This is a genomic window from Caulobacter sp. ALps2 (assembly GCF_058681635.1).
Window position 1 is genome coordinate 227,994 of the sequence record NZ_CM178743.1, and the last position, 12,907, is coordinate 240,900.

The following is a 12,907-nucleotide window of genomic DNA, read 5'->3' on the forward strand; positions in this document are numbered from 1 at the left end:
CTAGCGCCCCGCCGCCAGTTGGGCCAGGGCCCGCGCCACGCCTTCGCCGTACAGCGGGTCGGCCTTGGCGCAGTTGGTGATGTGGCGCCGCTGAATGTCGACGCTGGCGCCGCCCAACGAGCGGGCGGTATTGTCGAACAGGGCCTGGCGCTGGGCGGCGCTCATCAACCGGAACAAGTCGCCCGGCTGCTGATAGTGGTCGTCGTCGACGCGGTGATCCCAGTGGGCGGCGGCGCCGTCGATGGCCAGTGGGGGCTCGTTTAGCTCGGGCCGGTCTAGCCACTCGCCCCGGCTGTTAGGCCAGTAGGTCGGCGTCGCGCCCAGATTGCCGTCCGTCCGCATGGCGCCGTCACGATGATAGCCGTGGAACGGGCACTTGGGCGCGTTGACCGGGATGTGGTTGAAGTTGACGCCCAGGCGGTAGCGCTGGGCGTCGCCGTATGAGAACAGCCGGGCCTGCAACATCTTGTCGGGCGAGAAGCCGATGCCCGGCACGATGTTGGCCGGCGTGAAGGCCGCCTGCTCGACCTCGGCGAAGACGTTGTCGGGATTGCGGTTCAGCTCCAGCACCCCGGCCTCGATCAGCGGGAACTGGCCCTTGGGCCAGACCTTCGTCAGGTCGAACGGGTTGAAGGCGAAGGCCTTGGCCCGCGCCTCCGTCATCACCTGGACCGAGACGGTCCAGCGCGGGAAATCGCCGCGCTCGATGGCCTCGAACAGGTCGCGCTGGCTGCTCTCGCGGTCCTTGCCGACCAGGGCCTCGGCCTCGCCGTCCGTCAGGTTCTCGATGCCCTGGTGGGTGCGCAGGTGGAACTTGACCCAGGTGCGTTCGCCGTCCGCGCTGATGAAACTGAAGGTGTGGCTGCCGAAGCCATGCATGTGGCGATAGCCGCGCGGCAGGCCCCGGTCGCTCATCACGATGGTCACCTGGTGCAGGGCCTCGGGCAGCAGGGTCCAGAAGTCCCAGTTGTTCTGGGAACTGCGCATGCCGGTGCGCGGGTCGCGCTTGACCGCGTGGTTCAGGTCGGGAAAGCGCAGCGGATCGCGGAAGAAGAACACCGGGGTGTTGTTGCCCACGAGGTCCCAGTTGCCCTCCTCGGTGTAGAACTTGACCGCGAAGCCACGGATGTCGCGCTCGGCGTCGGCCGCCCCGCGCTCGCCGGCCACGGTCGAGAAGCGCAGGAACACCGGTGTCTGCTTGCCAATCTCCGAGAAAACCTTGGCCTTGGTGAAGCGGGTGATGTCGCCGGTCACCGTGAAGGTCCCGTGGGCCCCCGAGCCCTTGGCGTGCATGCGCCGCTCGGGGATCACCTCGCGGTCGAAGTGGGCCAGCTTCTCGATCAGCCAGATGTCCTGCAGCAGGGCGGGCCCGCGCGGACCGGCGGTCTCGATATTGATGTTGTCGGCGACGGGGGCGCCGTTGGCGCGGGTAAGACGATGATCCGACACGGCCGGCTCCAGGCGATCCAAGCGAGGCCCCAAGCTTGGCGGCGTCGCGGCCGCCCGGATTGAACGAACTGGGCGCGATCACGGTCGGGTTGGTGCAAGACCGCCGAGGACCGCTGGAGCCACGATGCGCGCGTTCGAAAACGGGGGCTTTGATGAACTCAGCGGAACCCAACGAAGACGGCGCCACGCGTCGCGGCGTCGTCGGCGGAGGCCTCGGCATCGCCCTGCTGGCGATGACCGCGCCCCAGGCCGGCCTCGCGGCCCAACCTCAGACCCAAGGATCCAGTAAGATGAGCAGCGGCTTTGTCACCACCAAGGACGGCGTCCAGATCTACTACAAGGACTGGGGTCCCAAGACCGCCCAGCCGATCGTGTTCCACCACGGCTGGCCGCTGACGGCGGACGACTGGGACAACCAGATGATGTTCTTCTACGCCCAGGGCTTCCGGGTCGTCGCCCACGACCGCCGGGGGCACGGCCGCTCCACCCAGACCGACAGCGGCAACGAGATGGACACCTACGCCGCCGACGTCGCGGCCCTGACCGATCACCTGGACCTGAAGAATGCCGTCCATATCGGCCACTCGACCGGCGGCGGCGAGGTCGCCCGCTACGTCGCCCGCGCCAAGCCGGGCCGGGTCGGCAAGGCGGTGCTGATCGGCGCGGTGCCGCCGATCATGGTCAAGTCCGACAAGAACCCCGGCGGCCTGCCGCTGGAGGTGTTCGACAGCTTCCGCGCCGCCACCGCCGGCAACCGCGCCCAGTTCTTCCACGACGTCCCCGCTGGCCCGTTCTATGGCTTCAACCGCGCGGGCGCGAAGGTCGACCAGGGCGTGATCTGGAACTGGTGGCGCCAGGGCATGATGGGCGGGATCAAGGCCCACTACGACTGCATCAAGGCCTTCTCGGAAACCGACTTTACCGACGACCTGAAGGCGATCAGCGTCCCGACCCTGGTCATGCATGGCGACGACGACCAGATCGTTCCTTATGCCGACAGCGCGCCGCTATCGGCCAAGCTGCTCAAGAACGGTACGCTCAAGACCTACAAGGGCCTGCCGCACGGCCTGTGCACGACGCATCCCGACGTCGTGAACCCCGACCTGCTGGCCTTCATCAAGGCCTGATCTCGCATCTCCCCGAGCGCGCGGCGTACGGTTTCGGCGACGCCCTGCGTGTTCATAGTCGAGGCCTCTCGCGCCTCGGGGAGAACATCATGCTGGGACATGCCGGGGGCTTCGAAACTCAAACCTACCGCGCGCCGCCGAGGGTTGGCGGCCTGGCGCCCTGGCGGGCCCGCCAGGTGGAGCGGTTCATCGACGAGAACCTGAGCACGGCGCTTAGCGTGGCCCGGATCGCGACCTTCTCGGGCGTGGGTCCGGGCTATTTCGGCCGGGCCTGCAAGGACACCTTCGGCCTCGCCCCCCGCGCCCTGATCACCCATAAGCGGCTGGCCCGCGCCAAGGCGCTGATGGCCACCACCGACGAGCCGCTGAACCAGATCGCGCTGGCCTGCGGTTTCGCCGACCAGTCGCACTTTACCAACCGCTTCCGCCGCCTGGAGGGCGTGACGCCCACCGTCTGGCGCCGCGAGCACCGCAAGCTCTAATCCTTGGCCGGTGAGGCTCAGTCGGTCCGGACCAGCTTCAGCCGGCCCGGACCGTCCGGCACGCCGCGCACGGGGTACAGGCGCGCCAGGCCGCGGGCGAAGCGGGCGTTGTCGCCGGTTCGAAACTGGCCGGTGATCCGCAGGGCCGCCACGCGCGGATCGTCGATCACCAACTGCAGCACGGCATAACGATTGAGCTCGACGATCACCTCGCCCAACGGCTTGTCGTCGAACACCACGCGGATCTCGCGCCAGGTCTCGGCGCTGACGGTGTCGGCCCGGCGCACGACCTCGGGCCGCCCCTGCGCGACCAGCAGTTCCTCCCCCGGACGCAGCACGACGGCCGATTGGGCCGGGCTCGCGCCGGGAGTGTCGATGCGGACGCTGCCTTCCAGCAGGGTCACACGCAGTCCCTGGGAGTCGCTGCGCACGTCGAAGCGCGTGCCCAGGGCCGTGATCATCCGCCCCTCGGCCTCGACCACGAACGGCCGCGCGGCGTCATGGGCGACGTCGAAATAGGCCTGGCCGCGCACCAGCCGCGCGCGCCGCTCGCTTCGCGTATAGGCCAGGTCCAGGGCGCTGCCTGGCGCCAGGGTCGCCTTGCTGCCGTCCGGCAAGGCGAAGAGGCGTCGCTGGCTGACGGTCTCGAAGTCGATGCGCTGGGTCGCCGCGGGGGACATGGGCTTCTCGGCCTTCCACGGCGCCAACGTCACCGCCAGCCCGACCGCCGCCACCGCGCAAGCGGCGGCCAGCAGCCACGGAACGACCGGACGCGGCCCACGCAAAGCCTTGGCGCGGCGGCGCGGCAGGTCCAGTGGCCGGTGCTCGTCGGCATGGTCGAAGCTGGCCAGCACGTCCTGGGCGTTCAGCCAGGCCTCGCGCCGGGCGGGATCCTGGTCCAGCCAGGCGTCCAGCCGCGCGGCGTGGACCGGATCGGCCTCGTCGATCTCCACCAGCAGGCGGGCGGCGGCTTCGTCCGGGGTCAGCCCCTGAAGATCGCCCTGAAGGTCGTTGGGCATACGGTCGGTCATCGCGAGCTCCTCGTATGCGCCAGCAGATGTTCGAGAGCGCGGACCATGTGTTTCTCGATCGCGCTGGTGGACAGGCCCAGGCGGCCCGCCACCTCCCGCACGGACAGGTCCTCGATACGGCGGAGGATGAAGATGGCCCGCGTGCGCTCGGGCAAGGTCGCCAGCGCCAGGGTCGCCGCGCGCAATGTCTCGCGCGCGTCCAGCTGGCCGACGAGGTCGGCGCCCACCGTATCGTGGCGGTCCGGGTCGAAGGGCACATGGCGGTCGGCTCGCCGCGCCTGGCGCCGCCGGTGACGGTCGATCCAGACGCTGGCGGCGACGCGGAACACATAGGCCCGGGCGTGCTCTTCCTCGGCCAGGGTCAGCTGGTCGGCTGCGCGCAGGAAGACCTCCTGCACCAGGTCCTCGATCTCGGCCTCGCCGCCGGGTCCCAGACGGCGGCGAAAGAAACCGGCCAGGGGCTCGGCCAGGGCGGCGGCCATCGCCGCCCCGCGCGCCTGGGCGCGGCGGCCCCGATCGCCCGCGAGCGCGTCGTGGGGTCCCTCCATGAACTGTTCATGCTCCAGGAGCATGCGGAACTCCAGCGCCGGTCATCTTTCAGAACACGCAGCGGCGGCAGAAACCCGTACGTCAGTGGATTCCTGCCCAGACAGCGGCGATGACCCATGAGCCAGGACGCCTGCCTCGACAGATAACGTCCTCCGGCGGGGTCTCCGGGCGCGAGTCGACGAGCCTGTTTGGCCCTGGCCCTCACCGAGTTCGAGCGCGGCGAGCCGCGCCGGGCCGGTGACGATCCTGAACTGGTCGTTCGTCCGCGATGACGCCCCACGGTCGCTGGCCTGCTCTCGGCGGGCCAGCCGTGGGTCAATCCCGACCGCGGCCTGAAGACCCGCGAGTGGCCCGAGACCAAGGCGGCCGTCGCCAACATGGTCGAGGCGGCGCGGCGGGCGTGTGAGGCGGTCGAAGCCTAACGAGCGAACGGGAACGGCGACAAGGACTTGCTGGTCTCCTCGACCAGCAGGGTCCTGTTGATCGGCGCCGCCGCGCGTTGCGGGCAGGCTGGCCGCTCGCAGATCCGGCACGAGGGGCCGATCTCGACGGCGATGGGGTTGGCCATGTCCATGCCCCGCGCGTGGACCAGCTTGCCCGCGTATTTCAGGTCGCAGCCCAGGCCGATGACCAGTTCGTCCTCCAGCCCCGAGTGCAGGCCCGACACGCGGCGGACCGTGCGCGACAGAGTGAAGTAGCGCTCGTTGTCGGGCGTCTCGATCACCTGGGTGATGATGCGGCCCGGAGTCTTGAAGCTGTCGTGGACATTCCAGCGCGGGCAGGCCCCGCCGAAGCGCGAGAACGGGAACGGGCCAGCGGCGAAGCGCTTGGAGATGTTTCCCGCCGCGTCCAGCCGCATCATGAAGAACGGCACGCCGCGCGAGCCCGAGCGACCCAGGGTGGTCAGGCGCTGGGCGGCCTGCTCGTAGCTGACCCCGAAGCGCGGCCGCACCCGCTCGATGTCGTAGCCGCTGGTCTCCATGGCCGCCAGGAACGGCTCGTACGGCATCATGATCGCCGCGGCCAGGTAGCCGTCCAGGAACACTTTCAACAGTTGGCGAGTGGCGCGGTCGGGGGCCTTGAAGCGGTCGGTCAGGTCCGACAGCACCTCACCGCCCTCCATCAGGCCCAGCTGGTAGCACATGCCGAAGATGCGGCTGGCCGGAGCCAAGGTCTCGGACAGCATCAGGCGCTTGCGGTGATGGTCGTAGCGGCGCAGCGAACCGGTCATCACCTCGACCGGCATGATCCGGGTCTGGACGCCGAACTTGCTCTGCAGGCGCTCGCGCACCGCCGGACCCAGGTCCTGCGGGTCGGCTTTCAGCTGGGCGACGATCTTCTCGGCCAGAACCTCCAGCTCGGCGAAGTGGTTGCGCTGGGTCCCGACCAGGTCGCGGACCCAGTCGGTCGGCGACTGCTCGGAGACCGGACCGGTCCCGTCCGGCCGCTCGAAGGCGCCCAGGTCGATCAGCCGACCGCGATCCAGATAGGCGCGGTAGAGGCGGCTGACGGCCTCGGCCAGGCCCGGCGACAGCTCGGCGACCTCCGCCGCTTCGTGCCGACCGATCCCTAAGTCGGCGAACATCTTGTCGGCCAGCACCTCTTCCAGCCCTGCCCCACCGCCCGGATCGTCGGCCGAGAGGCTGCGCAGGTCCAGGTCATAAGCGTCGGCCAAGCGCAGCAAAAGCTGGGCGGTGACCGGCCGCTGGTTGCGCTCGAGCAGGTTCAGATAGCTGGGCGAAACTCCCAGCTCCTCGGCCATGCGGGCCTGGGTCACGCCCAGGTCGCGCCGCAGCCGCTTGAGCCGTCCGCCCAGGAACAGCTTCTTTTCCTGTTTTTTGTCGAGCACCGCCATTTGGTCAACTTGTCACGACTTTACAAGAATTACAAAGTCGATCTTTGACAAATTGCCTTCAATAGGTTCGACCGATCCCGCAGCGCGGCGTTAGCTCACCACGACGAGTTTTCCTTGGCCCGCGAGGCGTACGCCCTGGGCCCCGTAGTGGGATCGAACGACGATGACGCAGCGCAAGACCTATGCCGACCACCGCGACGCCCTGCTGGCGCGCTATCCCGACGGCGTCACGCCGGGCGGCGTCGGCATCGACGATATCATCCAGCTGAAGCTGCAGAACACCTTCCCGACCCACCTGGACATCGCGCGGTCGATGGCCCCAGTCATGCGCGCCGACATGGCCGCCTATGACGCCGACAGCAGCAAGTTCACCCAGTCGCTGGGCTGCTGGTCGGGCTTCCACGCCCAACAGATGATCAAGTCGGTCAAGCGCCTGCGCGGCACGACCAAGGGCGCCTATGTCTACCTGTCGGGCTGGATGGTCGCGGGTCTGCGCAACCGCTTCGGCCACCTGCCCGACCAGTCGATGCACGAGAAGACCTCGGTGGTCGACCTGATCGAGGAGATCTACGTCTCGCTGCGCCAAGCCGACGAAGTCGCGATCAACGACCTCTTCAAGACCCTGCGCGCCGCCCGCGAAGCCGGCGACCAGGTCGCCGAGCAGGCCGCGATCAAGGCCATCGACAACTTCGAGACCCATGTCGTGCCGATCATCGCCGACATCGACGCCGGCTTCGGCAACGAGCACGCGACCTACCTGCTGGCCAAGGAGATGATCAAGGCCGGCGCCTGCTGCCTGCAGATCGAGAACCAGGTCAGCGACGCCAAGCAGTGCGGCCACCAGGACGGCAAGGTCACCGTGCCGCGCGAGGACTTCATCGAGAAGCTGCGCGCCTGCCGCCTGGCCTTCGAGGAACTGGGCGTCGACGAGGGCGTCATCGTCGCCCGCACCGACAGCCTGGGCGCGGGCCTGACCCAGAAGATCCCGGTCAGCCAAGGCGAAGGCGACCTGGCCGCCGACTACATCAAGTGGCTGAAGACCGAGGCCATCACGCCGGAGAACCCGCTGCGCGACGGCGAGTTGGCGATCATGAAGGACGGCGCGTTCGTCAAACCGGTGCGCATGCCCAACGGCCTGTTCGCCTTCCAGGATGGCACCGGCCGCCAGCGCGTCATCGAGGACTGCATCGCCAACCTGACCCAAGGCGGCGCGGACCTGCTGTGGATCGAGACCGATACTCCGAACGTCGACGAGATCGCCGCGATGGTGGCCGAGGTTCGCAAGGTCGTGCCGAACGCCAAGCTGACCTACAACAACTCGCCGTCGTTCAACTGGACGCTCAATCTGCGCAAGCAGGTCCGCGACCAGTGGATCGCCGAGGGCAAGATCCACAAGGACAGCTACCCGGAAGGCAACTCGCTGATGTCGGCCGAGTACGACAAGAGCGACCTGGGCCGCGAGGCCGACGAGCGCCTGGCCCGCTTCCAGGTCGACATCGCCGCCCGCGCCGGAGTGTTCCACAACCTGATCACCCTGCCGACCTTCCACCTCACCGCCAAGAGCGTCGACGAACTGTCGCGCGGCTACTTCGGCGAGGAGCGGATGCAGGCCTATGTCAACACGGTGCAGCGCGAGGAAATCCGCCGCGGCGTCTCGGCCGTGAAGCACCAGCACGAGGTCGGCTCGGACCTCGGCGACACCTTCAAGGAGATGGTCGCCGGCGAACGGGCGCTCAAGGCCGGGGGCCACGCCAACACCATGAACCAGTTCGCGGCCGAATAGCCGCCAGCACTTGAACCGAGGAGCACAGCCATGACCGCCTTCGCCCCCGCCGCCATGCCGGACTCGGCCGACGACAAGCGCGCCGTCGACCGCGTCGCCGAGGCCTCTCACCGCCTGAACGAGGCCGTGCGCCGCGCCATCGCGGCCGGCTACTCGGTCGAACTGGTGCGCACCTCGCGCCACCACGACGGAACGGGTAACTGGGGAGACCAGATCGTCCCCACCGTCCGTGAAAAGGGTGCCGAAAAGAGCGCCTAACCAACGATACTCGACCAAAGTCCTGAAGACGGCTCCCCGGGTTCCGGGGAGCCGATCCCACCGCCACGGAAAGCTTCCCATGCCGCTCGACATCGCCGCCAACATCCAGGTCACCGGTCCGATCGAAGGTCGCGCGGCTGAAGTACTCACCCCCGAGGCCCTGGACTTCGTCGCTGACCTGCACCGCCGTTTCGACGGTCGCCGCCGCGAGCTGCTGGCCGCTCGCCAGGCCCGGCAGACCCGCTTCGACGCTGGCGAACTGCCGGACTTCCTGGCCGACACCGCCCACGTCCGCGCCGCCGACTGGAGCGTCGCCCCCGTCCCCGCCGACCTGCTGGACCGTCGCGTCGAGATCACCGGCCCCGTCGACCGCAAGATGATCATCAACGCCCTGAACTGTGGGGCCAAGGTGTTCATGGCCGACTTCGAGGACGCAACGGCTCCGACCTGGGCCAATGTCGTCGAGGGTCAGGTCAATTTGAAGGATCGCTGGCAAGGCGAACTGACCCACGTCGACCCTAAGTCCGGCAAGGCCTACGCCATGGGGCCAACCCCGGCGGTGCTGAAGATCCGCCCGCGCGGCTGGCACCTGATGGAACGCCACCTGGAGGTCGACGGCCAGGCCGTGGCCGGGGCGCTGTTCGACTTCGGCCTGTACGCCTTCCACAACGCCAAGGCGACGCTGGAGCAGGGCTCGGGCCCCTATTTCTACCTGCCCAAGTTGGAGAGCCATCTCGAGGCCCGCCTCTGGAACGACGTCTTCGTCCGCGCCCAGGAGGCGCTGGGCCTGCCCGTCGGCACGATCAAGGCCACGGTGCTGATCGAGACCATCCCCGCCGCCTTCGAGATGGACGAGATCCTGTTCGAGCTGAAGGACCACATCGTCGGCCTCAACTGCGGCCGCTGGGACTACATCTTCTCGTTCATCAAGCGCCTGGGCCGCCGGGCCGAATTCCTGACCCCGGACCGCTCGGCCATGGTCATGGGCAAGGCTTTCCTGGGCGCCTATTCGCTGAAGCTGATCCAGACCTGTCACCGGCGGGGCGCCTTCGCCATGGGCGGCATGGCGGCCCAGATCCCGGTCAAGGGCGACGACGCCGCCAACCAGGCCGCCTTCGCCAAGGTCAAGGCCGACAAGGAGCGCGAGGCCGGCGCCGGCCACGACGGCACCTGGGTCGCCCACCCCGACCTTGTCCCGGTGGCCATGGAGGTCTTCGACCGCCTGATGCCGACCGCCAACCAGCGCGACAAGACGCTCGAGGGCCTGGAGATCACCGCCGCCCAGATGCTGGAGCTGCACGAAGGCGGCCGCACCGAGGCCGGCGTGCGCGAGAACATCCGCGTCGGCGTCCGTTACACCCAGGCCTGGCTGGAAGGCCGGGGCGCCGTGCCGCTCTACAACCTGATGGAGGACGCGGCGACGGCCGAGATCTGCCGCACTCAGCTGTGGCAGTGGATCCGCCTGGGCGCCGAACTGGACGATGGCCGCGCGCTGACCTCGGAGCTGTTCGTCAGCCTGTTCACCCAGGAGATGGCCGACCTGCGCCGCGACTTCGGCTCGCCCCGTCTGGAAGGGGCCGCCGAACTCTTCACCCGCATGGTGCTGTCCGACAGCCTGGAAGAGTTCCTGACCCTGCCGGCCTACGAACTGCTCTGACCGAGAGAGCGCAGGGCGAGACACAACACCAAAAACCATCCGCCCGAGGACCCCGGCGCTCCCCCAGCGCCGGGGTCTTTCGTGTCGGCTCTTGCCAGGATCCGGCGCGGCGTCGGATAGGCCATGGGCCATGACCGACGCCCAAGACGCCCCTGCCCCACTCCTGAAGGAGATCTTCGACCGCGCCCGCCTGCGCCACCTGGCGGACGAGACCCGCGCCGTCTATCCGGCCTTCGACGCGGCCCGGTTCCTGGAGCTGGCCAGCCACGAGCTGGACGCCCTGTCGATCATGCAGCGGCTCCGGCGGATCGCACAGGCCTATGGCGAGACCCTGCCGAAGGACTTCGACGCGGCGGTCGCGATTCTCCGCGCCCTGATCCCGCGCATCAACCACCGGTTCGTCGCGCTGGTCCCGCCCGAATATGTCGCCCTGTTCGGCCTCGAACATTTCGACACGTCGATGGCCGCGCTGAAGACCTTCACGCCCTACGGCACCGCCGAGTTCGCCATCCGGCCCTTCCTGCGCCAGGACCTGACGCGAACGCTGGAGGTCATGGAGGCCTGGACCCTAGACCCCGACGAACACGTCCGCCGTCTGGCCAGCGAGGGTTCGCGGCCCCGGCTTCCCTGGTCCTTCCGTCTCGACGTGCTGGTCCGGGACCCGACCCCGGCCGCGCCGATCCTCGACGCCCTGAAGACCGACGACAGCGCGTATGTCCGCAAGTCGGTGGCCAACCATCTCAACGACATCACCAAGGACCATCCCGACTTGGTCCTCGAGCACTTCAAGACGTGGCCGCTGGAGGACAAGCGCAGCGCCTGGATCGCCAAGCACGCCCTGCGCGGCCTGATCAAGCAGGGGGATCCGCGGGCGCTGGCGCTGATCGGCGCGACCGAGGGCGCGGACGTGCGGGCCGAGCACTTCACGATCCAGCCCGCCGCCATCCGGCTGGGCGAGGCGATCGCGCTGTCGACGCGCCTGGCCGAGACCGGCGGCCGCGCCCAGACCCTGGTCGTCGACTATGCGATCACCTACCCCAAGGCCAGCGGCCGAGCCTCGCGCAAGGTCTTCAAGTGGAAGGGCGTCCAGATCGCCGCCGGCCAGCGCTTGGATCTCTCCCTGCGCCAGACGATCAAGGACTTCACCACCCGCAAGCACGCGGCCGGCCGGCACGAGGTCGAGCTGCTGGTCAATGGCCAGGTCGTCGCCAACGCGGTGTTCGACCTCTCGATCTAGGGCCGCACCACCGGCTTCCAGCCCAGGACGAACGCCGGATCCCGGTACTGCCCGATCAGCGCGGCGTCCTTGGTCGCGTCCAACCGCCGGACAGCGGGATGGCGCTTGGTGAGATCGATCGGCTTGCCCTGCAGGTCCTTGGTGCCAACCTCCATCAGCCGCAGCGTCGACCAGTCGAAGGTCGCCGGATCCTCGATCGGACCCCAGCCCTCCTCCGGCACGCCGTCGGTCCTGGAGTCGATCAGCACCATCTCGGCGAAGGGGAAGTTGGCGTAGGACGTCGCCGCCGCGCCATTGCGGGGCAGACGGGCCAGGACGCCCGGCGCCTTGCGGCCTTCGGGATTGGCCGGTGTGATCGACCAGGGCAGCGGCCGGTCGTCATAAAGGAAGGTCGAGTCGATGAAGACATTGCCATGCTGCCCCTTGGGCGTCCGCGTCCAGGTGAACGGCCCCACCGACTTGATCGTACAGCGCAGGCAGTACAGCGCCGCGTAAGCCAGGATGGTGTCGCCGTCGCCGGTCAGGGTGCTGTCGACCATGTAGATCGAGCCATAGGTCGTGAAGGCGTCGCCCGAGCCGTTCAGCGTCATGCGGTCGACGATGTTGCGCTCGCCACGCATCAGCAGCGCCTCGGCCTGGCCGATGAAGTCGTTGCGGATCGTGAAGGTCGACAGCTGAATATCGTTGGCCTCGGTCACCGTGAAGGCGGGCCGGATGCGGTTGAAGGCGCTGTTGTTGGGGTAGTGAACCACCACGCCCTCGCGGCTCTCGCCGCGCAGGGTCAGGTTCGACTTGCCCTTCAGAAAGACGATCTCCGGATAGTCGCCGTTCCTGATGAAGACCGTCAGCGGCTTGGTCGAGGCGGCGGGCGCGAAGTCGATCGCGCCCTGGACGGTGTTGAAGTCGCCCTTGCCATCGGCCGAGACCACGACGCGGGAAGCGTCCGCCTTGGGCGGCGCGGCCTTGGTCGTGAAGGTCCAGGTCTTGCCGGCCTCCAGCGGCTCGCCGTCCGCGGTGGTCAGAACCCGCGGGTCCAGCTTCACGACATAGGTCTTGCCGTATTTCAGCGCGCCGTTGTGCGGGAAGACGGTGGCGGTCTTGCCCTTGGTCATGACTGGGAAAAAGTGGAACCACGCCCCGCCGACCTGGTTGGCCTGGAAGGCGGGGTTGTCGGGGCCGGCCGGCTTGGGCGGAGCCGGGGCCTTGGTCTCGCCAGTGGCGGACTTGGGCCGACCGTCCGGGACAGGAGAGGCCGGGACGGACAGGTCCAGGGTGTCGACCACGCTGTTGTCGGCGGCGTCGAGGATCTGGATCTTGCCCGCGCTCCCAACCGTTGGCGCGGTGTCGAAGGTTAGGACCAGACGGGTGTCCGGATTGACGTTCCTGGCCCCGCTGGCCGGAAACAAGTCGGGCGCGGCGACGGCGGGCGTGGCCAGCAGCGCGGCGCTCAGGAGAAGGATCGTGCGCATGGAGCTTCCC

The 12,907-nt window shown here is 68.5% G+C and carries 11 protein-coding genes and 1 pseudogene; 7 read left to right on the forward strand and 5 right to left on the reverse strand.

Features of this window, described 5'->3' with window-relative positions; genetic code table 11:
* On the reverse strand, positions 1 to 1,449 hold the full coding sequence (locus tag ACW173_RS00975) for a catalase (protein WP_492083033.1): 1,449 nt from the start codon (positions 1,447 to 1,449) through the stop codon (positions 1 to 3).
* Between the two features lie 290 nt (positions 1,450 to 1,739).
* On the opposite strand from ACW173_RS00975, the gene ACW173_RS00980 reads away from it, so the two are divergent.
* Together ACW173_RS00980 and ACW173_RS00985 are read left to right on the forward strand one after the other, a co-directional pair.
* Positions 1,740 to 2,576, forward strand: coding sequence for an alpha/beta fold hydrolase (locus tag ACW173_RS00980; RefSeq protein WP_492085847.1), 837 nt, complete (start codon positions 1,740 to 1,742; stop codon positions 2,574 to 2,576).
* An 89-nt stretch (positions 2,577 to 2,665) separates the two neighbouring features.
* Entirely contained in the window at positions 2,666 to 3,058 is a 393-nt protein-coding gene (locus ACW173_RS00985; RefSeq protein ID WP_492083034.1) for a helix-turn-helix domain-containing protein, read from the forward strand.
* 17 nt (positions 3,059 to 3,075) lie between these two features.
* Here the strand turns inward: ACW173_RS00985 and ACW173_RS00990 are convergent, their stop codons facing one another.
* Positions 3,076 to 4,089, reverse strand: coding sequence for a FecR family protein (locus ACW173_RS00990; protein ID WP_492083035.1), 1,014 nt, complete (start codon positions 4,087 to 4,089; stop codon positions 3,076 to 3,078).
* On the reverse strand, positions 4,086 to 4,661 hold the full coding sequence (locus ACW173_RS00995) for an RNA polymerase sigma factor (protein ID WP_492083036.1): 576 nt from the start codon (positions 4,659 to 4,661) through the stop codon (positions 4,086 to 4,088). Before ACW173_RS00995 ends, ACW173_RS00990 begins: the two co-directional genes overlap by 4 nt.
* A gap of 270 nt (positions 4,662 to 4,931) precedes the next feature.
* On the opposite strand from ACW173_RS00995, the pseudogene ACW173_RS01000 reads away from it, so the two are divergent.
* Positions 4,932 to 5,060: pseudogene (locus tag ACW173_RS01000) on the forward strand (hypothetical protein); the annotation flags it as partial.
* Here ACW173_RS01000 and ACW173_RS01005 read toward each other — a convergent pair.
* On the reverse strand, positions 5,057 to 6,493 hold the full coding sequence (locus tag ACW173_RS01005; RefSeq protein WP_492083037.1) for a helix-turn-helix domain-containing protein: 1,437 nt from the start codon (positions 6,491 to 6,493) through the stop codon (positions 5,057 to 5,059). The pseudogene ACW173_RS01000 and the gene ACW173_RS01005 overlap by 4 nt on opposite strands.
* A 163-nt stretch (positions 6,494 to 6,656) precedes the next feature.
* Between ACW173_RS01005 and ACW173_RS01010 the strand changes: the two genes are divergently transcribed.
* The 4 genes from ACW173_RS01010 (at position 6,657) to ACW173_RS01025 (ending at position 11,428) form a co-directional block, all read left to right on the forward strand.
* Positions 6,657 to 8,276 (forward strand): isocitrate lyase, encoded by a 1,620-nt coding sequence (locus ACW173_RS01010; RefSeq protein ID WP_492083038.1) that lies wholly within the window; start codon positions 6,657 to 6,659, stop codon positions 8,274 to 8,276.
* Positions 8,277 to 8,306: 30 nt separating this feature from the next.
* Positions 8,307 to 8,534, forward strand: a complete 228-nt coding sequence (locus ACW173_RS01015; RefSeq protein WP_492083039.1) for a hypothetical protein — start codon at positions 8,307 to 8,309, stop codon at positions 8,532 to 8,534.
* Positions 8,535 to 8,613: 79 nt separating this feature from the next.
* Positions 8,614 to 10,191 carry a malate synthase A gene (gene aceB, locus ACW173_RS01020; protein WP_492083040.1) on the forward strand — a complete coding sequence of 526 codons (1,578 nt, stop codon included), beginning with the start codon at positions 8,614 to 8,616 and terminating at the stop codon, positions 10,189 to 10,191.
* A gap of 130 nt (positions 10,192 to 10,321) precedes the next feature.
* The gene (locus ACW173_RS01025) at positions 10,322 to 11,428 is read left to right on the forward strand and encodes a DNA alkylation repair protein (protein WP_492083041.1); all 1,107 of its coding nucleotides are present in this window, start codon (positions 10,322 to 10,324) and stop codon (positions 11,426 to 11,428) included.
* Here ACW173_RS01025 and ACW173_RS01030 read toward each other — a convergent pair.
* Positions 11,425 to 12,897: a pectinesterase family protein gene (locus ACW173_RS01030; protein WP_492083042.1), complete on the reverse strand. Its 1,473-nt coding sequence runs from the start codon at positions 12,895 to 12,897 to the stop codon at positions 11,425 to 11,427. The two genes, ACW173_RS01025 and ACW173_RS01030, sit on opposite strands and share 4 nt — an antisense overlap.
* Positions 12,898 to 12,907: the final 10 nt, after the last annotated feature.

Excerpts from the sequence above, each read along its gene's own strand:
- ACW173_RS00995 (WP_492083036.1), bottom strand. The coding sequence starts at position 4,661 with ATGCTCCTGGAGCATGAACAGTTCATGGAGGGACCCCACGACGCGCTC.
- ACW173_RS01025 (WP_492083041.1), top strand. The coding sequence starts at position 10,322 with ATGACCGACGCCCAAGACGCCCCTGCCCCACTCCTGAAGGAGATCTTC.
- ACW173_RS00985 (WP_492083034.1), top strand. The coding sequence starts at position 2,666 with ATGCTGGGACATGCCGGGGGCTTCGAAACTCAAACCTACCGCGCGCCG.
- ACW173_RS00980 (WP_492085847.1), top strand. The coding sequence starts at position 1,740 with ATGAGCAGCGGCTTTGTCACCACCAAGGACGGCGTCCAGATCTACTAC.
- ACW173_RS01005 (WP_492083037.1), bottom strand. The coding sequence starts at position 6,493 with ATGGCGGTGCTCGACAAAAAACAGGAAAAGAAGCTGTTCCTGGGCGGA.
- ACW173_RS01010 (WP_492083038.1), top strand. The coding sequence starts at position 6,657 with ATGACGCAGCGCAAGACCTATGCCGACCACCGCGACGCCCTGCTGGCG.
- ACW173_RS01015 (WP_492083039.1), top strand. The coding sequence starts at position 8,307 with ATGACCGCCTTCGCCCCCGCCGCCATGCCGGACTCGGCCGACGACAAG.
- ACW173_RS01030 (WP_492083042.1), bottom strand. The coding sequence starts at position 12,897 with ATGCGCACGATCCTTCTCCTGAGCGCCGCGCTGCTGGCCACGCCCGCC.
- ACW173_RS00990 (WP_492083035.1), bottom strand. The coding sequence starts at position 4,089 with ATGACCGACCGTATGCCCAACGACCTTCAGGGCGATCTTCAGGGGCTG.
- aceB (WP_492083040.1), top strand. The coding sequence starts at position 8,614 with ATGCCGCTCGACATCGCCGCCAACATCCAGGTCACCGGTCCGATCGAA.